Raw genomic sequence first — 19,719 nt, forward strand, 5'->3', positions numbered from 1 at the left:
CAGGCTGAGTGGAGGGATTTATCCGGGGGTGGGAGCGCAGCGACCGTTTGGCGAAGCCAAACACATCGAGAGGAGGTGCAGCGAAGCAAACCGTAGGCGATGCCCCCGGATGAGTCCCGTAACGAGGGAACACCGAGCCAAAGCGAGGTGCCGAACGCCGGGGCCCAGACCTTTGGTTCCTTTGGGGCGTTTGCCAAAGGGACTCGCCGTAAGGGCGAAACCGCCATCCGCAACACCCGCAGAAACGGTTATTCACCCAAAACCCCAAGAACCTGGTCGGCCCAAAGGCCGCCAAGGACAAGCCAAATCTGGCGAAGAATGTTAGCTTGCTTGGCAACCCAGAACAGCCGAGCCCAAGCCAATGAAAAAAACAGTCCTGGCCTTCAGCCGCATCACCCCACCCATGATCGAACGCCTGCAACAGGACTTCGACGTCATCGTCCCCAACCCGAAAAACGGCGACATCAACGCCCAGTTCAACGAAGCCCTGCCCCACGCCCACGGCCTGATCGGTGTCGGCCGCAAACTCGGCAAGGCCCAACTGGAAAACGCCACGAAGCTTGAAGTGGTCTCCAGCGTCTCCGTCGGCTACGACAACTACGACCTCGCCTACTTCAATGAACGCGGGATCATGCTCACCAACACCCCGGACGTGCTGACCGAAAGCACCGCCGACCTGGCCTTCGCCCTGATCATGAGCAGCGCCCGCCGCGTCGCCGAACTGGACGCCTGGACCAAGGCCGGCCAATGGCAGGCCAGTGTCGGCGCACCACTGTTCGGTTGCGACGTGCACGGCAAGACCCTGGGCATCGTCGGCATGGGCAACATTGGCGCCGCCGTCGCCCGTCGTGGACGCTTCGGCTTCAATATGCCGATCCTCTACAGCGGCAACAGCCGCAAGACCGGACTGGAGCAAGAACTCGGCGCACAATTTCGCAGCCTCGATCAGTTGCTGGCCGAAGCGGATTTCGTCTGCCTGGTGGTGCCGCTCAGCGACAAGACCCGTCATCTGATCAGCCATCGCGAACTCGCGCTGATGAAGCCGAACGCGATTCTGGTGAACATCTCCCGCGGCCCCGTGGTCGACGAGCCGGCACTGATCGAAGCGCTGCAGAACAACCGCATTCGTGGTGCCGGCCTTGACGTTTACGAAAAGGAACCGCTGGCGGAATCACCGCTGTTCCAGCTGAAAAACGCAGTGACCTTGCCGCACATCGGCTCGGCGACGAATGAAACTCGCGAGGCCATGGCCAACCGTGCACTGGCCAATTTGCGTAGCGCTCTGCTTGGTGAGCGACCGCAGGATCTGGTCAATCCGCAGGTCTGGCGCGGTTAAAAAAGATCGGGCAAGTGTTGTATCGCACTTGCCCGATCTTTTATCCGGCGCACATAACTTGCAATTGAACTGAACAACGAAACAGGCACTGCCGCTATAGACTCTCCAGAAATTAAAACTTTCTGGAGAACATCTACCTTGAAAAGCCTGAACACCGATCAACTTGTCCGCTACAGCAAAGTCATACTCATGGCTTACATCAGCTTCTTCGGCCTTCTTGTGATGTACAGCAACTTCACCGACTACCCATCAAACTATGAATATGTCGGGCACATCCTCAGCATGGACACCACCCAGATCAACGAAAACATACGATATCGGGCAATCACCTCACCCATGCTGCACCACCGCATCTACTGGCTGATTATTACTCTGGAAGTGATTTACACCGTTTGCTGCCTGCTGGGCACTTATCACCTTTATCGGAAAATCAACGACTCAGCCGAAGCTTTCCACGACGCAAAGAAACTTTCGATCATTGGTTTGATGATCGCCATGTTCGTTTATTACGTCGGTCTGCAAACCATCGGTGTTGAATGGTTCGACATGGACACTTCGCAAACATGGAATGCCAAGGACTGGGCCCGGCATATTGTCGATTTCATATTTCCGCTATTGATTTACATCGTCATAAAAGTTGAGCGCTGAACATTCAGCGCTCATGTGCATCAGGCCAGTTTGCCTTGAGTCGGCAGTATCGGTGCGCGGGGTTTGCGAAACACCAGCACGTTGCCCAGCATGACCAGCACCAACCCGGCCAATGCCGGCGCCGTCCATTGATAGCCTTCGGCAAAGGCCGATACGTTCAGCGCCACTACCGGGAACAACACCGTGCAATAAGCTGCGCGCTCCGGCCCCATGCGACCGACCAGCGTCAGGTACGCGGTGAAACCGATCACCGAACCGGGGATGACCAGGTACAGCAGCGCGCCGATGTAGCGCGATGTCCATTCCATCTCGAACGGAATGCCTTTGAGCAGGCACCACACCGACAGCATCGCCGCGCCGTAGGCCATGCCCCAGGCATTGGTGGTCAGCGGCTTGAGGCCGGCCTTCTGTTGCAGGCTCGACAGCATGTTGCCCGCGGAGAAACACAAGGTGCCGCAAAGCGCCAGACCAAGGCCAAGCAGTGTTTGCGGGCTGGCGTGATGCCCGGCCAGCTCCGGCCAGAACAACAGGCCCAGGCCAAACAGCCCCAGCGCCCCACCCATCAACACATTGCGCGCAATACGTTGGCCGAAGAACACTCGCGCATTCAGGGCGTTCCACAAGGTCGCGGTGGAAAACACCACCGCCACCAGGCCGCTGGGGATCCATTGGCTGGCGGTCAGGAAACACATGAAGTTGACGCAGAACAGGCACAACCCCTGCGCCACACAAATCAGATGCCCGCGCCGGTTCATCGGTTGCAGACGGCGGCTGAGCAGCAAAAGCGCGAACAGCACCAACGCGGCGAGGCCGAAGCGATAGACGATCGACACCGGAATCGCGACCACGCCCAGTTGCCATTTAAGAGCGATCCAGGTGGTGCCCCAGATCAGTACGGTCAACAAATACAACGACAGGTTCATGGCAGACACTCCTCGATTGGGTTTCAGTGTCCGCCCACGCCATCTACCCGTGCTTGCATAAACTTGCGCTTTTGTCGGGCCACAGGCTGGCAGCGGGAAATCTACGGAGTAGGATGCAAGGCGTTGAAGAGAACCGATCATGGCCGCCATCGATACCCTGCAAGTCTTTCAAGCCCTCAACAATTCGCCCAATGCACGCCTTGTGCACAGCGCCGAGTTGGGCGACGGCTTGTCTGCTGCTTTGTGGACCAATCACCACGACGCCCAGGAATACGAAGCGCCGAGCCATCACACCCTCTCCTGCTACATCGCCGGCGGCACTGGCACCTTCCGCCGTGGCGAGCCCGGCAACAAGGGCGGCCCGGACAAGCTGTGCATCCTGCCGGCCGATCACGAATCGGGTTGGGTGATTAATGGCGATATTCGTCTGGCCCACCTGTATTTCAGCGCCGAACAATTTGCCTTGGGCTGCGTCACCCTATTGGATCGCGAGCCCCGGGAAATGCAGTTGCGCGAACAGACTTTTCTCGAAGATCCGCAACAGGCCCAGCGGTTTCGCCAGCTACTCACCCTCAATTGGGACGAACCCGCCGAACGTTTGCTGACCAGCAGCCTTGCCCATGAACTGATCAGCCATACCTTGCTCAGCCAGGTCGGCGTGCGAGAGGGTTTGCGTCTCAAGGGTGGTTTGGCGCCGCATCAGCGCCGGCAACTGGTGGAGTTCATCGACAGCCAACTGGCCGAGCCGATCAGCCTCGGGCAACTGGCGGGGTTGTGTGCGTTGTCGGAATACCACTTTGCGCGGATGTTCCGGGTGAGCTTCGGTCTGCCGCCGCATCAGTATGTGCTGGCGCGGCGCCTGAGCCGGGCGCGGGAGTTGTTGCGCGGGACGTCGTTGCCATTGGGCGAGATTGCCCTGGCGTGCGGATTTGCCAGTGCCAGCCACTTCACCAACCGTTTTCGCCAGGTGCTGGGTGGAACGCCCGGCGAGTATCGCCAGGCGTTTTTGCGCTGATCAGAACTCCAGCGTGCTGGACAACGAAATCTGCCGCGAATCGCCCATCGACACAAAGAACCGGCTGGCCGCCGAGGTGTAGTAGGTGCGGTCGAACAGGTTCTTCACGTTGAGCTGGAACTTGACCTTCTGCCCTTCAACCTTGGTGTCGTAAGTGGCGAACGCATCGGCCACGGTGTAGCTCGGCAGCTCGAAATCATTCACTGCGTTACCCGCTCGCTCACCGACATACCGCGCGCCGGCGCCGACCCGCAGTTGATCGCCGCCGATCACGCTGCCGAAGTCGTAGACCGCCGACAGCGAGCCGGTATTTTTCGCCACGTTCTGCAGCTTGTTGCCTTTGTAGTCCGGATCTTCCGTGACCTCGGCGTCGGTGTAGGCGTAGCTGCCGATCATGCTCCAGCGGTCGCTGAGCTGGCCGGTCAGGTCCACTTCCAGACCTCGGGAGCGCACTTCACCGGCGGCGCTGTAGATCGTGGTCGGGCCTTCGGCGTTGGCCACCAGCACGTTGCGTTTCTTGATGTCGAACAGGGCAATGTTGCCGGTGACACGTCCCGGAATATCGAGGCGCGCACCCAGCTCCCAGGACTTGGCTTCTTCCGGCGCGATGCTGCCGTCGAGCACGGTACTGCTGCCGCTCAACGGGGCGATGGTGGAGTTCGGCTTGAACGACTCGGTGTAACTGCCGTAGAACGACAACGCGTCGGTGTAGCGATATACGAGACCTGCGCGCGGCACCCACTTCTGACCATTGCTGTCGGTGTTGGCCTTGAACGGTACGCCTTTGCCGGCGTACTGGTCGTACTCCTGGAAGCGCCCGCCGGCCACCAGAATCCACTGGTCGTTGAGGTGGATCGAGTCCTGCAGGAATACCGAGTCGCTGCGCAGCAGATCGGTCTGCGCACTGTCCGCCGGGCTGACGGTGGAGCCGGCAACTTCACGACCGTAGACCGGGTTGACGTAGCTGAAGGTGCTCAGGCTTTTCTGACGGATCAGATCGGCGCGGTAGATCTTGCGGTACTCGTCGTCGACGCCGAACACCAGGTCATGCTGCATGCCCAGCACGTTGACCTTGCCTTCGAGGCTGGCGGTGGTGAAACGGTCGGTGCTGATCGCGCCCTGGGTGCCGTCCATGCTGCGGGTCAGGGTGCCTTTTTTGGTGTCGATCGCGGTTACGCGGACTTGGCTGGCGTCGTAGGTTTCGCGGTTCCAGCTGTAGCCGAAATGGGCTTTCCAGTCGTCGTTGAGTTCGTGGTCGGCCTCGAAGTGGTAGAGATCCGAACGGCCTTCCATGTCGTTGAATTTCTCGTCGAGACGTTCGTTGCGCGAGATGTCCAGCGGATGGTTGGTGCGTGGGTCGATCAGGGTGCCACGGTCGAATGGCGTCAGGAATTCCCGATGCTCGTAAGCGAACAACAGCTTGGTGCGCTCGCCGTACCAGGCCAGCGACGGCGCGATCAGCGATTCCCGATGGGTGCCGAAGTTGCGCCAGTAATCTTCGTCTTCATGATCCAGCACCATGCGATAGGCCAGACCGGAGTCCCCCAGCGCACCAGTGCTGTCGAAGGAGCCACCGCTGCCGTTCTTGCCGTCGCCATAGGTCGAGCCGCGCAGGGTCAGTGCGTTGTACTGGGTCAGTTCAGGCTTTTTACTGACCATGTTGACCACGCCGCCCGGGTCCTGAATCCCGTAGAGCAGCGAAGCTGGGCCCTTGAGCACTTCGACACGATCAACGGTCGCGTTCATGCCGCGGCCCTGCACCACCGGCATACCGTCGCGCATGATCGAGCCGTTGCGGTTGTCGCCGAAGCCGCGGGTCATCACCGAATCCTGGGTGCTGCCCAGCGTGTTGCCCTGGGTGATGCCGCTGACGTTGGCCAGTGCATCATCAAGATTGCGCGGTGCCTGATCGCGAATGACCTGGGCCGGGATCACGTTGACGGTCTGCGGGATTTCCTGGAGCGAGGCCGAGGAGCGCATCACCGAACTGGTTTCCGGTGGCTGGTAGCTCATCGGTTGATCGATGACCGAGGTGATGTTCGTCGCGCCGAGGTTCAGCGCGCCTGCGGTCGGTTGCGGTTCGAGGGCCAGGGTATGGCTGTCGGTGCGGCGGAAGGTCAGGCCGGAACCGGTGAGCAATCGTTGCAGTGCCTGTTCGGCGCTCATCTGTCCGTTGACCGCCGGTGCGTTGAGACCGTACGGCGCTTCGACGGTGTAGACCACGCTCTGGCCGGTCACACGACTGAAATCGCTCAAGGCCTGCGGCAGCGGTTTGGCAGCCAGGGAAAAACTGAACTGTTTCTGTGGCTGGCTGCTGTTGCTTTCAGCGGCCTGCGCCACGCTCATCGGCAGCAATGCCAACGCCGCAAAACTCAGCGCCGAGGCGCCGAACCACTGTTTGACCGAACCCGATTTTGCCCTGGACTTCATTGCTCATGACCTGTGTAGAACCGCAACGGATGCGAATGACTCGCAGTTTCAGTCACTACACGGATGGCGTCGGGATTTACCTCACTACAAATCTGAAAATATTTTCAGCGCAGGATAATCAGCTTGCCCAACACCTGATGCTGCTCGAATCCCAGAACCCCCTGCAGCGAATTCAGCACCGCTTGCGGATCCTTGCTCGGAAAGCTTCCGCTGACCTTGCGCGCGCCCAATTCGTCGTTGAGCAACACGATGCGCCCGGGGTAATAACGCCGCAGATCCTGCACCACATCGGCCAGTGTCGACTTGTAGTAAGTCAGCCAGCCCTGACGCCAGGCCAGTTGCGCTTCGCTGTCCACGGCGTGCAGTTTTTGCGCTGAACCTTCGCCATACGCCACCTGCTGTCCGGTGGTGAGAATCTGCTGTTGATCATCACGGGATGCCGTCACGCCGACGCGCCCGGACAGCACAGTGACTTGTGCGCCGTGAGGTTGCAGGCGCACTTCGAACTGCGTGCCGAGCACCCGCGTCTGGCCCTTTTCAGCCTCGACCACGAACGGCTCGCCAGTGTGGGTCACGCTGAAAAATCCGGCACCCCGACGCACCTGGACATGCCGCTCGCCATGACTGAAATCCACGGCGATGGCGCTGTCGGCATCCAGCGTGACCTGGGATTTGTCGGACAAGGTCACGGTGCGGATTTCGCCGGGAGCCGAAACGTAATCGGCACCCAGATCGTCGATCCAGCGCTGCGGCTGCCAACCGGTGCCGAGGCTGATCATCAACAACAGACAGGCCGCCATCGCCAGCGCTCCGGCCCAGCGCCGGACCTGTGGACGGCGCGGCCGATCCATCGCATTCAGGTAACCCTGCAAGGCGAACGCTTCTTCATCGGCCAGTGTGCGGGCCGGCCCTTCACTCAATTCCCAGATGACTTGTGCCTGAGCGTAAGCCTCGGCGTGGGCGGGATCGGCATGCAGCCATTGGCTGAAGGTCAGTTGATCGCCGGTGCTGGGGCGGTCGTGCAACAGGCTCAGCCAGGCAAAAGCCGCCTGCTCCTGAGCAGGCGTCGGAGTGACGCGGTCGGTGTGATTCACGGTGCTTTCCCTGGCAGGCGTGGCGCGGATTCGCGCAGGCTGGCCTTGCAGGCCTCGAGGGCGCGCATCATATGTTTTTCCACGGCGCTTTGGGACAGCCCCGTGGCTTTGGCGATCTCGGCGTACTTGCGTCCGTGAATGCGATTGAGCAAAAAGATCTGCCGTGTGCGCTCGGGCAAGGCGCGCAACGCTGCTTCGACGTGGCGCAGATCATTGCCCGCCTCGAGCGCGGCTTGCGGTTCGCTGGCGCTGCTGTCCGGTTCATCCGGCTGCCAGCCTTCGTTGACCCGCACCCGCGTGCCTTCACTGCGAAGATGGTCAATGGCGATGTTGCCGGCGCAACGTAACAGGTAGGTGCTCAGCTCTTCGACCTGCACCAGCGGCCGGCGCCAGAAACGCAAGAACAGATCCTGCACCAGATCCGCCGCAGTTGCCCGACAGCCGACGCGGCGGTTCACCAGGGCTTCCATTTGCGAACGCTGGGACAAAAACACCTGCAGAAAATGTGCACGGGCGCCGTGGGGTTCGTCGTCGCGGGACTCGGGGGGATGGCTGATCAGCATGTCAGTTCAAGAACCCTGCGACAGGGGACGGCAGCGGGCCGGTCATTGCCTGGCTTAAACCCTCTTTCATGCGTAACCCAGGCCTCGGGCAGCGCCGGAGATCGTCGCCAGAATCACGCTCGGCACCAGCAAACCGACCCACGCCGACCATGCGCTGCGACAGGCGAAACACCAGAGCACGGCCACCAGATAGACCAGGAACGAGACGGTCATGCCGGTGACGACCGCTTCGGCGCGGTTCAGCGGCAACCACAGGGTCAGCGTGACACTGGCCAGCGCCGCGACCAGATAGCCGCCAAACACCGCCGCGAGCACCCGCGACGTGACGGCCAGACGATAGGACATGGGAAGTGCGGCAAGTTTGGCTTTCATGTTTCGGCCCTGAAACGGTTAACGCCCGACCAACAAGTCAAGACGACAGACAAGCGATATTAATGATAAATATTCTCATACGCAAAAGAGTCTGATTGCCGGCACACACTCGCAGCCCTACAATGCGAACCATTCTTGTTCTCTAACGCATCCACATGCGCCCGGAGTGATGCCGTTGTCGCCCGCCCATCCCGTCGAATCGCTGTATCAGGCCCATCACAGCTGGCTCACCGGCTGGCTGCGGCGCAAGCTCGGCTGCCCGGACAGCGCCGCCGATCTGGCCCAGGACACCTTCATCCGGGTGCTGACCGCTCGCGAGCCGCCGGTGATCATCGAGCCGCGCGCATTCCTCACCACCCTGGCCAAACGCGTGCTGTTCAACCATTACCGCCGCCAGGATCTGGAGCGCGCCTACCTCGACACCCTCGCGCAGATGCCGGAAGTCGTCGCGCCTTCGGAAGAAGAGAAAGCGATCATTCTGCAAACCCTGATGGAGCTGGACCAGTTGCTCGACGGCCTGCCGCGCACCGTCAAACGTGCCTTTCTGCTGGCTCAGGTGGATGGCCTGACTTATCCACAGATCGCCGCTGAACTGGGCATCTCCGTGGCCACGGTCAAACGTCATCTGAACAAGGCAGCGATGCGCTGCTACTTCGCCCTGTGAACCCGCCGACGGATTTTTCATCGCAGGTCGCCGAGCAGGCGGTGCACTGGCTGCTGGAAATGCAGCAGGGTCCGTTGAATCCGCGCCAGCAACAAGCCTGGCAACAATGGATCGACGCCCACAGCGAACACCGCCGCGCCTGGGAACACATTCAGCGAGTCAATTCGCGGTTGCGCGGTTTGTCATCGCCTCTGGCCCACGCCGCGCTGAATGCGCCAAAGTCCGGCAGCCGGCGTCAGGCGCTGAAGTTGTTGCTGATTCTCGGCGCCGGCTCGGCGGTCACCTGGGGAATGCGCGAGCACAATCCATTGCCATCGCTGCTGGCCGATTACCGCAGCCCGGTCGGTCAACGGCGCAAGATATCGCTCGGCGCCGGCGGACAGTTGCAGCTCAACACCGCCAGTGCGGCGGATGTCCGGGGAGATGGCCTGATCCGCCTGCTCGAAGGTGAAATGCTGCTGACCGCCACTCAATCCTTCGAAGTGCAAACCGCCCAAGGCCTGCTGAAAACCCGAGGCGCACGGATCAATGTCCGGCAGTTTGCCGACCGCACGCAGGTTGCGTTGTTTGAAGGTCGGGTCGAATTGAACGCACAAGGTCGCGCACCGATGTTGTTGCCGGTCGCCCGGCAATTGAGTTTCAGCGCCACCTCTGTCGGCGAAGCCAGACCGCTGGACGCCAACAGCGGCGCCTGGGCCGACGGCATGCTGGTGGCCGCGCACATGCGCCTGGGTGACTTCCTCGACGAACTCGGCCGCTATCGTCGCGGGCAGCTCCATTGCGATGCGAAAGTGGCTGACCTGCTGATCTCCGGGACTTATCCACTGGACGACAGCGAGCGGATTCTCGATCTGCTGGAAATCAGCCTGCCGGTAAAAGTGAAGCGCTTTACCCGATACTGGGTGACGGTCGAAGCCAAGGTTTGATCCATCGCAAAAAATAAATGAGCCGTTTTTCAGATCTGGCGTGACAGAGAAGGAAAGCCCCCTTGATTCAACCTTCTCAGGACCGTCCTCCATGCACTTCACCCGCCTCACGCCACTGGCCCGAACCCTGCGCAATCTTGTCCTCGGCGCCAGCCTGAGCTTCAGCGCCCTGCCCCTTGCGCAGGCTGCCGAAACCAAGGCTTACCACATCGCCCCGTCGTCGCTGGAAAACGCCCTCAACCAGTTCGGCCGTGAAGCCGGCGTGCTGATCTCGTTCGGCTCGCAGGTCACCAGCAGCGTGCAGAGCCGTGGACTGGAAGGCAACTACACAGCGGAACAAGGTCTGAACGCGCTGCTCGAAGGCACCGGCCTGCAAGCTCGCGCCGAAGGTGGCAACGCCTTCAGCCTGCAACCGGCGAGCGATACGGCGCTGGAGCTGGACACCTCGAAAGTGGTTGGCGACTGGCTGGGTGAAGCCGAGCAGGTCAACGTCTTCGAACATCCCGGTGCCCGTGACGTGATCCGCCGCGAAGAATTCGAACGTCAGGGCGCGACTCAGGCCCGCGATGTGCTCAACCGCATTCCCGGGGTCAATGCCCCGGAAAACAACGGCACCGGCAGCCACGACATGGCGCTGAACTTCGGCATTCGCGGCCTCAACCCGCGCCTGGCCGCGCGTTCGACGGTGTTGATGGACGGCATTCCGGTGCCGTTCGCGCCTTACGGTCAGCCGCAGTTGTCCTTCGCGCCGATCAGCATGGGCAACATGGACGCGGTGGATGTCGTGCGAGGCGGCGGCGCCGTGCGTTACGGCCCGCAGAACGTCGGCGGCGTCGTCAACTTCGTGACCCGGGCGATTCCGGACGAGCCGACCGTCAAGGGCGGTTTCCAGACCGAAACCAGCCCATCGTCCAGCCACGACGGCTTCAAGACCAGCGCCAACCTGCTGGCCGGCGGCACCAACGACAATAGCCTGGGCGGCGCGCTGCTGTACTCCGGCACGCGCGGTGGAGACTGGCGCGAACACAGCGACACGGAAATCGACGACCTGATCCTCAAGGGCAAATACCAGCTCGACGAAGCCAACAGCTTCAACGCCATGGCCCAGTATTACGAAGGCAAGGCTGACATGCCCGGCGGTCTGAATGTCGCCGACTACGATGCCGATCCGTATCAATCGACCCGCCCGAAAGACCAGTTCTGGGGTCGTCGCACCATGTTCAATTTCGGTTACCGCTATCAGGAAGACCGCCGCGAATTCACCGCCAACACCTTCTTCACCAAGACCCTGCGCAGCGGTTATCTGGATCAGGGCACGTTCCTGTCGCTGTCGCCGCGCGAATACTGGGTTCGCGGTCTGGAAACCCGTTTCGCCCAAGGTTTCGACCTCGGCCCGACCAGCCATGAAGTCGGTGTCGGCTATCGCTACATCAATGAAGCCGGCCACGAGTCGCGCTATCGCACGCCGATCGCCAGCAACCAATACCCGACCACCAATAGTCGCAACGACCGCGACACCCGTGGCGGCACTGAAGCCAATGCGTTCTTCGTCGATGACCGCATCGACATCGGCAAGTGGACGATCACCCCGGGCGTGCGCTACGAGATGATCGAGTCGCAGCAGACCAACAACCTGACCAACGTCAAATACAAGGGCGACTACAACACCGCGCTGCCGGCGTTGAACGTGCTGTACCACCTGACCGACACCTGGAACCTGTACGCCAACACCGAAGGCTCCTTCGGCAGCGTGCAATACAGCCAGATGCCCAACCGCGTGAGCAGCGGTGAAGTGAAACCGGAAAAGGCCCGCACCTGGGAACTCGGCACCCGTTACGACAACGGCGCGCTGCGCGCGGAAATCGGCGCGTTCCTGATCAACTTCGACAACCAGTACGAGAGCAACCAGACCAACGATTCGGTCATCGCCCGTGGCGAGACCCGCCATCAAGGCATCGAGACCAGCGTCAATTACGCGCTGGATGATTTGAGCCCGGCACTGGCCGGCTTCGATGTCTACGCCACGTACGCCTATGTCGACGCGACCATCCGCGAAGACGGCCCGAACAAGGGCAACCGTGTGCCGTTCTCGTCCAAACACAAAGGCACGATCGGCGTCGGTTACACCGAAGGGCCGTGGAAACTCAACCTGGACAGCAGCTTCCAGAGCGACCAGTTCGCCGACAACGCCAACACCTCGAAAGAAAGCGCCGACGGCAGCACCGGCAAGATCCCGGGCTACATGCTGTTCAGCAGCCGTGCCGGGTATGACTTCGGCCCGCAACTGTCGGACCTGAACGTGGCGGTGGGGGTGAAGAACATCTTCAACACCCAGTATTTCACCCGCTCGTTCGATGACAACAACAAGGGCAAGTATGTCGGTGAGCCGCGCACGGTATATGTGCAGACATCCGTTGCCTTCTGAGATCTACATGCATCCAGCCCTCTCCCAAAGGGAGAGGGGTTTCATCTGATCCACTCACAAAACCCACCAAAAACGAAACGGGCCTGCAATTGCAGGCCCGTTCTCATTGGGTGACTTATAAAATCAGCGCATCAACTGTTGATCGCTGCCTGTTCGTTTTCCAGAAATTCTTCCTCCAGCAACCGGTCATTCGCCTTTCTTTCGAACGGCACCACAGCGGCTCGCGGTTTGCCCCGCAGTTTGCCAAACAGGTGCTCCAGCGCGTGCTCCAGTTTTTCGGCTGCACCATCGATCGCCTGTTCCAGCGAATCGGCTTTGTGGGTGACGGAAATCGGTTGATGGCCTTTTGGCCGCGCCTCCAGTTGGCAGCGCAAATCATGGGGACCCGGTTTGTCACCGTTCTCGTCGCTCAGATGGACTTCGACACGGGTCAGGTCTTCCTCATAACGGTCGAGCGTGCTCTCAATTGTGGTTCGTACCCACTCCTCCAGTCGTTTGCTGCTTTGAATATGGTTGTCGCTGTTGACTTGGATTTGCATAGTTCATCCCTTATTTCAGCTAGCTCGCAAGAGGCCTTGAACAGGATTTCGTGACCTCTTGATTACAACAATCGGCCCGCTTGACGAACATTTCAACCCCTGAAAAAAGATAAATATTCATACGCAAAAAAAGCCGGACAACCGAGTGAAGCGCTGGTAAGGTCGGGAGTTGGGTCGCCCCGCCACCCTGAAAAATCTGCTCACAATTGGCCATCACCCAACGGGTGCAGGCCACGAAAAATCTCCGCCTCTTCCACCAGCCAGTCATGCACCGCGCGCACGCCCGGATGGCTCAACGCCCCCGGCGCATAGAGCAAGACATAGCGCTTGTGATTGGGCACCGAAATCCCGAACGGCACGATCAACGTCCCCCGCTCCAGCTCGTCGTTGAGCAGCGTGCGCCGGGCAATCGCCACGCCCATGCCGGCAATCGCCGCTTCGATGGTCAGGTGGTTGCGGTTGAACGTGTGCCCACGCCGTACGTCGGCACCTTCGAAACCGACAGCGTTGAGATAGAACTCCCACTCCGCGTACTCATAACTGCCGCGCCATGCGGTGATGTCGTGCAGCAGCGGAAAATGCACCAGATCCGCCGGCCCGTGCAGCGGCGGTCGTCCGCGCAGCAGGCCCGGCGCGCACACCGGGAAAATCTGCTCGTCGAGCAAGGCTGTGGATAACAGGCCCGGATAACTGCCGTCGTTCAAGTCGATGGCCAGGTCGAAATCCCCTTCATGCAACGGCACACTGCTGTCCTCGGCCACCAGCCGCAACTGGATGTCCGGGTAACGCTGTTGCAGGCGCGGCAGGCGCGGGGTCAGCCATTTGCTGAGAAACGACGGAATCGAACGCACCCGCAGAATTCCGCTGATCATCCCCGCATCGAGACGACGCAACTCCGCATCGATGCTGCCGTAAGCCTCGTTGACCGTAATCGCCAGTCGCTGCCCTTCCGCACTCAGCTCCACACCCCGCGCGCGACGGTGAAACAGGCGAAAGCCCAGGCGCTCTTCCAGTTGTCGGATTTGTTGGCTGACCGCCCCCGGCGTGATGTGCAGTTCTTCGGCACAACGGGTGAACGACAGGTGCCGCGCGGCACAGGAAAACACCTGCAGCCAGACGTAAGTCTGGGCATGCAATTGACGGCTCATGGTTTAGTCCTGCTAAAGGCTTACTTAGGAAGTTTCGTTAGTCACGCTGAAGCGAGGTAGGCAGTATCGCCGACATTGCGCTTGTCCTACAAAAAATGGCGGCGATTCCTACTCCATTGCTTGTAAGGCTTTAGCATGGCTATCAGTGTTTTCGATCTATTCAAAGTCGGCATCGGTCCGTCCAGTTCCCACACCGTCGGCCCGATGCGCGCCGCCGCCACCTTCGCCCAGGCCCTGATCGACCAGCATTTGCTGCTGGATGTGAACCGGGTGGAAATCCGTTTGTACGGCTCGCTCTCGGCCACCGGCGTCGGTCACGCCACCGACCGCGCAACGGTCATGGGCCTGATGGGCGAATGGCCGGACAGCATCGATCCGTCGACCATCGACCCGCGCATCCAGCAACTGCGGGAAACCGGCCAACTCTGTCTGGCCGGGCAGCGAAACATTGCCTTCAACTGGCAACACGATCTCCTGCTGCTGGACGAGAGCCTGCCCTACCACCCCAACGCCATGTCGCTGACAGCCTTTGGCGAATCTGCCGAGCTGTTCACGCAAACGTACTACTCGGTCGGCGGCGGTTTCATCATCGAAGCGGCCGAAGCCGAATCCGGCGTAGCGCCGGCCGGTGACGTCGAGCTGCCCTACGATTTTTCCAGCGCCGTCGAACTGCTGGCGCTGTGCAAGCAGCACAACCTGCGGGTTTCCGAACTGATGATGGCCAACGAACGAGCCTGGCGCAGCGACGCCGAGATCCGTCAGGGCCTGCTGCATATCTGGTCGGTGATGCGCGAGTGCGTCGAACAAGGTTTGCGTCACGAAGGCGTCTTGCCCGGCGGTCTGAATGTTCCGCGTCGCGCAGCGAAATTGCACCGCAGCCTGCTGGAAATCGGCAAGCCGAACGTCATCAGTTCGACCCTGTCGGCGATGGAGTGGGTCAACCTGTTCGCCCTTGCCGTCAACGAAGAAAACGCCGCCGGCGGGCGCATGGTCACCGCGCCGACCAACGGTGCTGCCGGGATCATTCCGGCCGTCCTGCACTACTACATGAAATTCAATCCGGACGCGTCGGACGATGACGTGGTCGCGTTCTTTCTGGGCGCAGCAGCGGTCGGCATCCTGTGCAAGAAAAACGCCTCGATCTCCGGTGCAGAAGTCGGTTGCCAGGGCGAAGTCGGCTCGGCCTGCGCGATGGCCGCTGCAGGTCTGGCCGATGTGCTCGGTGCGACTCCGGAGCAACTTGAAAACGCCGCCGAAATCGGCCTGGAACATAACCTCGGCCTGACCTGCGATCCGGTCGGCGGACTGGTGCAGGTGCCCTGCATCGAGCGCAACGCCATCGCTGCGGTGAAGGCGATCAACGCTACGCAAATGGCCCTGCGCGGCGACGGCAAACACTTCATTTCCCTCGACCGGGTGATCCGCACCATGCGCGATACCGGCGCCGACATGCATGACAAATACAAAGAGACTTCACGGGGCGGCCTGGCCGTGAGCTGGGTGGAGTGCTGAGGAGCACTCCCTGACCGCCCGTAACACGTGAGCCCGAGCAAGAATAATAACGAGGCAAAAACGATGACCGATGTACGTACACCTGCTGCCGAAAATCCTGCTGTAGACCGCACACGAAATAACGAAACCGCCCACAAGGGCTGGAGCAAATTCGACACCACCTGGATGCTCGGCCTGTACGGCACCGCCATCGGTGCCGGTACGCTGTTCCTGCCGATCAACGCCGGTGTCGGCGGCTTCTGGCCGTTGCTGATCCTGGCGTTGCTGGCGTTCCCGATGACCTTCTTCGCGCACCGGGGCCTGACCCGCTTCGTGCTGTCGGGCCGCTCCGGCGACATCACCGAAGTGGTGGAAGAACACTTCGGCATCGGCGCCGGCAAGCTGATCACGCTGCTGTATTTCTTCGCGATCTTCCCGATCCTGCTGGTGTACAGCGTGGCGCTGACCAATACCCTGAGCAGCTTCCTCGAACATCAGTTGCACATCGCTCCGCCTCCGCGCGCGGTGCTGTCGCTGGCCCTGATCCTCGGTCTGATGGCCATTGTGCGTTGCGGTCAAAGCGTCATCGTCAAAGCCATGAGCGTGCTGGTGTATCCGTTCGTCGCCGCGTTGTTGTTGCTCGGCATCAGCCTGATTCCGAACTGGAACGGCGCATTCTTCGCCAGCGCTAAAGAACCGATGGAAATGTCGGTATTCCTCAAGACCCTGTGGCTGGCGATCCCGGTGATGGTGTTCTCGTTCAACCATTCGCCGATCATTTCCGCGTTCGCCGTCGAGCAGAAACAGCGCTACGGCGACCAGGCCGAACGCAAGAGCAGTGGCATCCTCGCCATGGCCCACGGCATGATGGTGGTGACGGTGATGTTCTTCTGCTTCAGCTGCGTGCTCGCACTGTCGCCAGCCGATCTGGCAGCAGCCAAGGCGCAGAACATTTCGATCCTGTCGTACCTGGCCAACCACTTCCAGACTCCGGTCATCGCCTACGCCGCGCCGCTGATTGCGCTGGTGGCGATCACCAAATCCTTCCTCGGCCACTACATCGGCGCCAGCGAAGGCTTCCAGGGCATGATCGTCAAAAGCCTGCGCGGTCGTGGCCGGGTGATGTCGGCGAGCTGGCTGAACCGTGCGACGGCGCTGTTCATGATCCTCAGCTGCTGGGCCGTGGCGACTTTCAACCCGAGCATCCTCGGCATGATCGAAACCCTCGGCGGGCCGGTGATTGCCTGCCTGTTGTTCTTGATGCCGATGTACGCCATCCGCCGCGTGCCAGCCTTGCGCCAGTATTCGGGCCAGGTGTCCAACGTATTCGTGGTGCTGATCGGCCTGATTGCACTGTCGGCGATCATCTACTCGGTTCTGCCCTGAAACGGGCCGTAAACGAAGAAGGCGAGCCATGAGCTCGCCTTCTTTTTGGCCGGTTCTGTTGTTCGACAATATTCCCGGCATGTCCCTTGCTACATCGCTGAAGGAGACAGGACCACGGAAGGGCCGACGGTCAGGTTTGGCGAACCAACCCGATCAAGGCCGGTCAACAACTGCACGTTCAATCAGGCGGTGACGCATCATGGACAATCCTTTTCAGATCATTACCGATGCTTTCGCGCCGGACTATCAGATCAACCTGAGCATTCAGGGCCTCGACGGCAGCATCATGCTGACCCTTTCCAACAGCGGCCGGATCGTCGCCAAACGGATGATCAGCGCCGACCAGCGCAACGACCCCAAACGCCTCAAGCGACTGGTGCAAAGCATTCAGTTCGGCATCGCCATCGAACAGGGCCACAGCGCCATGGCGATCCTCGAAGCCATGACCCGCGGCGACGGGCTCACCCCGCCACCGCGGCAGATCAAGGGCCAGCATCGACCCTCGATCGGTCTTTAAAGCTCACCCTTCTCGATCTCCGGATGTTCACCGGACCCCGCACCGAGCTTGCGTTGCGGCTTCTCGATTTTCACCGAAGGGAATTGCGACGAAGCGTAACGCACCACCAGGATCGAGAACGCCAGCAGCAGAATCCCGCCGCACAGGTAGATGATGCCCATGTCCGGCGGATTGTGGTGCGAGACGTTGGAGATCAGCAGGCGCGTCAGTGCGGTGATCGCCACGTAGATCAGGAAGCGCACCGGCATATGGTTGGTCTTGAAATAAATCCCGACCATCGCCCCCAGTTCCAGATAGATGAACAGCAACAGAATGTCATCGATCTTGATGTGCCCTTCCTCGAGCATCCCGAGAAATTCCATCACCGCCGCCCAGGCGGTCACCGCACCAATGGCGAACAGCGCGAGGTAGTGGAAGGTCTCGACGAACAGGTTGCCCAGGGACTCGGCCAGTTGGTGCACGTTTTGCCGCAGTTTCTCGGCCCAGTTGATTTTCACGATGAAGGTTCCTTAGCCCGGTTCGAGCGGATGTTGCTTGCTGGACGTGACGGTTATTGCGCACGTACACAGATGCATGCAGAAAAGAGGCCACGCCATCATGGCGAGGCGCCGCGAAACCTGCGCCGTGGCGTTTGGTCGCACCTGTGCATGACCGTCGGGCTGACAAAATCCGAATCCGGTCTACATTAAAAAGCCACTACCCAAAGCGCAGGGATTCGCTTATTCTTTTCGCTGTATATAGATACAGTAGTCGCAAAGACAACTTAATGTGAAGGCATGTGAGGTGGTGAATGGCCGTCGAAGTGGTATACCGCAGCAGCCGAGATCTGGAGCGCTTGTTCATGGATAAAGCCGAAGCTGACCGTCATGACAAAATGCTCGAACTGGCCGAACTGTTGGCCGAAGTGCTGGAAAAAGCCGTTCCTTCGTTGAGCGAGCAGCAAGTGGAAGAAGTCGGGATCTACATGGCGAAGAACCGCGATGTGTTTGCCCGGGCGTTCAAGAGCCAGCCTGATGCCCTCTCGGAGCTGATCAACGCACCGGCGGCACCGGTTGTGGCGACCGAAACCGCAGATGTGGCCGAACCGGTAGAAACCCCGGCCAAACCTGCCAAGGCGGCGAAGGCTGCAAAGTAAGCGACACTTGAATTGAATAGCCCCTGAGTTGAACGACTCAGGGGCTTTTTCATGTCCGGGGAAAATTCAGCGGTACAACACCTTCTCCGCCAACTCGTCTGCCACCCGCGCCGGTGAACGTTTTTCCGCCTGGGCGTGGGCAAACACTTCGGTCAGCCGCGAACTGATCTTCGACAGATGCGCGGTGATGGTCGTCAGCTCCTCGCCTCGATGCTTGAGGGAAACGTAGATCAGGCCACCGGCATTGATCACGTAATCCGGCGCATACAGGATGCCGCGCCGCTCCAGTTGATCGGCGACGTCCAGATGTGTCAGTTGATTGTTGGCCGACCCCGCTACCGCCGAACAGCGCAACTGCGTAACGGTGTGGCTGTTGAGCACACCGCCCAGGCCGCACGGTGCGAGGATGTCGCACGGTGTACTGAGCAAGGCGTCGTTGGCAATCGGATGAGCGTTGAGCTGTTCCATCGCCAGTTGCACCTTGCCGTGGTCGATGTCGCTGACCAGCAGTTCGGCGCCGGCGGCATGCAGTTGTTCGGCCAGTGCGTAACCGACATTGCCCAGTCCCTGAATCGCTACGCGCAAACCTTCGAGGTTGTCGCTGCCCAGCCGCGCCATGGCCGTTGCGCGGATGCCGGTGAACACGCCCATCGCGGCATGGGGCGCCGGGTCGCCGGCGGACGTGGTGCTGGTGACATGCTGAGTCTGCTGGGCGATGCAGTCCATGTCCGCCACTGAGGTACCGCTGTCGATGGCGGTGATGTAGCGGCCGTCGAGTTGATCGATGCAACGACCGAATGCCTCGAACAGCGCGCCACGGTTTTCCACATGGGCCGGCCGCACGATCACGGCCACCCCGCCGCCCTGGGCCAGACCGGCCAGCGCCGCCTTGTAGCTCATGCCCTGGGCCAGGCGTATGGCGTCCGCGACGGCGGACTCATCATTCGGATAGGCAAGATAACGACACCCGCCCAGGGCTGGCCCGAGACGACTGTTATGAATGGCAATGACCGCCTTCAATCCGGAGACCGGATCAACGCTAAGGTGCAGCGATTCCAGGCGAGTGCTTTGCATGAGAGCGAACATCGGCAGGCTCCCGAATCACTT

At 60.6% G+C, this 19,719-nt stretch carries 18 protein-coding genes and 1 pseudogene; 10 read left to right on the forward strand and 9 right to left on the reverse strand.

Annotation, left to right across the window (positions count from 1 at the left end; all coding sequences use genetic code 11):
• The first annotated feature begins 361 nt into the window (after positions 1-361).
• Positions 362-1,336 carry a 2-hydroxyacid dehydrogenase gene (locus tag M5B98_RS21580; protein WP_248743913.1) on the forward strand — a complete coding sequence of 325 codons (975 nt, stop codon included), beginning with the start codon at positions 362-364 and terminating at the stop codon, positions 1,334-1,336.
• Between the two features lie 138 nt (positions 1,337-1,474).
• Positions 1,475-1,984: a DUF2165 family protein gene (locus tag M5B98_RS21585; RefSeq protein WP_248743914.1), complete on the forward strand. Its 510-nt coding sequence runs from the start codon at positions 1,475-1,477 to the stop codon at positions 1,982-1,984.
• 20 nt (positions 1,985-2,004) lie between these two features.
• On the opposite strand, the gene M5B98_RS21590 is transcribed toward M5B98_RS21585, so the two are convergent.
• Positions 2,005-2,907: a DMT family transporter gene (locus tag M5B98_RS21590; protein ID WP_248743915.1), complete on the reverse strand. Its 903-nt coding sequence runs from the start codon at positions 2,905-2,907 to the stop codon at positions 2,005-2,007.
• A 139-nt stretch (positions 2,908-3,046) separates the two neighbouring features.
• Between M5B98_RS21590 and M5B98_RS21595 the strand changes: the two genes are divergently transcribed.
• On the forward strand, positions 3,047-3,922 hold the full coding sequence (locus tag M5B98_RS21595; protein WP_248743916.1) for an AraC family transcriptional regulator: 876 nt from the start codon (positions 3,047-3,049) through the stop codon (positions 3,920-3,922).
• Here the strand turns inward: M5B98_RS21595 and M5B98_RS21600 are convergent, their stop codons facing one another.
• From M5B98_RS21600 to M5B98_RS21615, 4 genes are all read right to left on the reverse strand, one after another.
• Entirely contained in the window at positions 3,923-6,352 is a 2,430-nt protein-coding gene (locus M5B98_RS21600) for a TonB-dependent siderophore receptor (RefSeq protein ID WP_114881468.1), read from the reverse strand.
• Positions 6,353-6,456: 104 nt separating this feature from the next.
• Positions 6,457-7,446, reverse strand: a complete 990-nt coding sequence (locus tag M5B98_RS21605) for a FecR family protein (RefSeq protein WP_248743917.1) — start codon at positions 7,444-7,446, stop codon at positions 6,457-6,459.
• Positions 7,443-8,009 carry an RNA polymerase sigma factor gene (locus M5B98_RS21610; RefSeq protein WP_248743918.1) on the reverse strand — a complete coding sequence of 189 codons (567 nt, stop codon included), beginning with the start codon at positions 8,007-8,009 and terminating at the stop codon, positions 7,443-7,445. Before M5B98_RS21610 ends, M5B98_RS21605 begins: the two co-directional genes overlap by 4 nt.
• A gap of 66 nt (positions 8,010-8,075) precedes the next feature.
• Positions 8,076-8,381 carry a DUF3649 domain-containing protein gene (locus M5B98_RS21615; protein ID WP_085711727.1) on the reverse strand — a complete coding sequence of 102 codons (306 nt, stop codon included), beginning with the start codon at positions 8,379-8,381 and terminating at the stop codon, positions 8,076-8,078.
• Positions 8,382-8,556: 175 nt separating this feature from the next.
• Between M5B98_RS21615 and M5B98_RS21620 the strand changes: the two genes are divergently transcribed.
• The 3 genes from M5B98_RS21620 to fecA all read left to right on the forward strand — a co-directional run bounded on the left by M5B98_RS21620 (position 8,557) and on the right by fecA (position 12,396).
• Positions 8,557-9,045 carry a sigma-70 family RNA polymerase sigma factor gene (locus M5B98_RS21620; protein ID WP_412548550.1) on the forward strand — a complete coding sequence of 163 codons (489 nt, stop codon included), beginning with the start codon at positions 8,557-8,559 and terminating at the stop codon, positions 9,043-9,045.
• Positions 9,042-9,971 (forward strand): DUF4880 domain-containing protein, encoded by a 930-nt coding sequence (locus tag M5B98_RS21625; protein ID WP_248743920.1) that lies wholly within the window; start codon positions 9,042-9,044, stop codon positions 9,969-9,971. Before M5B98_RS21620 ends, M5B98_RS21625 begins: the two co-directional genes overlap by 4 nt.
• Before the next feature lie 91 nt (positions 9,972-10,062).
• On the forward strand, positions 10,063-12,396 hold the full coding sequence (gene fecA, locus M5B98_RS21630; RefSeq protein ID WP_248743921.1) for a TonB-dependent Fe(3+) dicitrate receptor FecA: 2,334 nt from the start codon (positions 10,063-10,065) through the stop codon (positions 12,394-12,396).
• A gap of 131 nt (positions 12,397-12,527) precedes the next feature.
• On the opposite strand, the gene M5B98_RS21635 is transcribed toward fecA, so the two are convergent.
• Together M5B98_RS21635 and M5B98_RS21640 are read right to left on the reverse strand one after the other, a co-directional pair.
• On the reverse strand, positions 12,528-12,935 hold the full coding sequence (locus M5B98_RS21635) for an HPF/RaiA family ribosome-associated protein (protein WP_085711730.1): 408 nt from the start codon (positions 12,933-12,935) through the stop codon (positions 12,528-12,530).
• A 200-nt stretch (positions 12,936-13,135) separates the two neighbouring features.
• Positions 13,136-14,083, reverse strand: a complete 948-nt coding sequence (locus tag M5B98_RS21640) for a LysR substrate-binding domain-containing protein (protein WP_085711731.1) — start codon at positions 14,081-14,083, stop codon at positions 13,136-13,138.
• 135 nt (positions 14,084-14,218) lie between these two features.
• On the opposite strand from M5B98_RS21640, the gene M5B98_RS21645 reads away from it, so the two are divergent.
• The 3 genes from M5B98_RS21645 to M5B98_RS21655 all read left to right on the forward strand — a co-directional run bounded on the left by M5B98_RS21645 (position 14,219) and on the right by M5B98_RS21655 (position 17,477).
• On the forward strand, positions 14,219-15,595 hold the full coding sequence (locus M5B98_RS21645; protein WP_248743922.1) for an L-serine ammonia-lyase: 1,377 nt from the start codon (positions 14,219-14,221) through the stop codon (positions 15,593-15,595).
• Between the two features lie 63 nt (positions 15,596-15,658).
• Complete coding sequence (locus tag M5B98_RS21650; RefSeq protein ID WP_248743923.1) at positions 15,659-16,960, forward strand: HAAAP family serine/threonine permease; 1,302 nt, start codon at positions 15,659-15,661, stop codon at positions 16,958-16,960.
• 199 nt (positions 16,961-17,159) lie between these two features.
• The gene (locus M5B98_RS21655; protein WP_096819085.1) at positions 17,160-17,477 is read left to right on the forward strand and encodes a DUF3509 domain-containing protein; all 318 of its coding nucleotides are present in this window, start codon (positions 17,160-17,162) and stop codon (positions 17,475-17,477) included.
• Here the strand turns inward: M5B98_RS21655 and M5B98_RS21660 are convergent.
• A complete protein-coding gene (locus M5B98_RS21660; protein WP_003221775.1) occupies positions 17,474-17,974 on the reverse strand; it encodes a phosphate-starvation-inducible protein PsiE in 501 nt (166 codons plus the stop codon). The genes M5B98_RS21655 and M5B98_RS21660 overlap by 4 nt on opposite strands.
• 293 nt (positions 17,975-18,267) lie before the next feature.
• Here M5B98_RS21660 and M5B98_RS21665 point away from each other — a divergent pair.
• Positions 18,268-18,525, forward strand: a pseudogene (locus M5B98_RS21665) (YebG family protein); the annotation flags it as partial.
• Positions 18,526-18,678: 153 nt separating this feature from the next.
• On the opposite strand, the gene M5B98_RS21670 reads toward M5B98_RS21665, so the two are convergent.
• Positions 18,679-19,698: a Glu/Leu/Phe/Val dehydrogenase family protein gene (locus tag M5B98_RS21670; RefSeq protein WP_085711736.1), complete on the reverse strand. Its 1,020-nt coding sequence runs from the start codon at positions 19,696-19,698 to the stop codon at positions 18,679-18,681.
• Between the last annotated feature and the right edge of the window lie 21 nt (positions 19,699-19,719).

It is taken from the genome of Pseudomonas sp. MWU12-3088 (assembly GCF_023242405.1).
GTDB classification, from domain to species: domain Bacteria; phylum Pseudomonadota; class Gammaproteobacteria; order Pseudomonadales; family Pseudomonadaceae; genus Aquipseudomonas; species Aquipseudomonas kribbensis.

What these genes read in the sequence shown, in the direction of transcription:
- M5B98_RS21640 (WP_085711731.1), bottom strand. Translation starts at nt 14,083, where the DNA reads ATGAGCCGTCAATTGCATGCCCAGACTTACGTCTGGCTGCAGGTGTTT.
- M5B98_RS21650 (WP_248743923.1), top strand. Translation starts at nt 15,659, where the DNA reads ATGACCGATGTACGTACACCTGCTGCCGAAAATCCTGCTGTAGACCGC.
- M5B98_RS21655 (WP_096819085.1), top strand. Translation starts at nt 17,160, where the DNA reads ATGGACAATCCTTTTCAGATCATTACCGATGCTTTCGCGCCGGACTAT.
- M5B98_RS21670 (WP_085711736.1), bottom strand. Translation starts at nt 19,698, where the DNA reads ATGTTCGCTCTCATGCAAAGCACTCGCCTGGAATCGCTGCACCTTAGC.
- M5B98_RS21645 (WP_248743922.1), top strand. Translation starts at nt 14,219, where the DNA reads ATGGCTATCAGTGTTTTCGATCTATTCAAAGTCGGCATCGGTCCGTCC.
- M5B98_RS21600 (WP_114881468.1), bottom strand. Translation starts at nt 6,352, where the DNA reads ATGAAGTCCAGGGCAAAATCGGGTTCGGTCAAACAGTGGTTCGGCGCC.
- M5B98_RS21595 (WP_248743916.1), top strand. Translation starts at nt 3,047, where the DNA reads ATGGCCGCCATCGATACCCTGCAAGTCTTTCAAGCCCTCAACAATTCG.
- M5B98_RS21615 (WP_085711727.1), bottom strand. Translation starts at nt 8,381, where the DNA reads ATGAAAGCCAAACTTGCCGCACTTCCCATGTCCTATCGTCTGGCCGTC.
- M5B98_RS21590 (WP_248743915.1), bottom strand. Translation starts at nt 2,907, where the DNA reads ATGAACCTGTCGTTGTATTTGTTGACCGTACTGATCTGGGGCACCACC.
- fecA (WP_248743921.1), top strand. Translation starts at nt 10,063, where the DNA reads ATGCACTTCACCCGCCTCACGCCACTGGCCCGAACCCTGCGCAATCTT.
- M5B98_RS21610 (WP_248743918.1), bottom strand. Translation starts at nt 8,009, where the DNA reads ATGCTGATCAGCCATCCCCCCGAGTCCCGCGACGACGAACCCCACGGC.
- M5B98_RS21580 (WP_248743913.1), top strand. Translation starts at nt 362, where the DNA reads ATGAAAAAAACAGTCCTGGCCTTCAGCCGCATCACCCCACCCATGATC.
- M5B98_RS21635 (WP_085711730.1), bottom strand. Translation starts at nt 12,935, where the DNA reads ATGCAAATCCAAGTCAACAGCGACAACCATATTCAAAGCAGCAAACGA.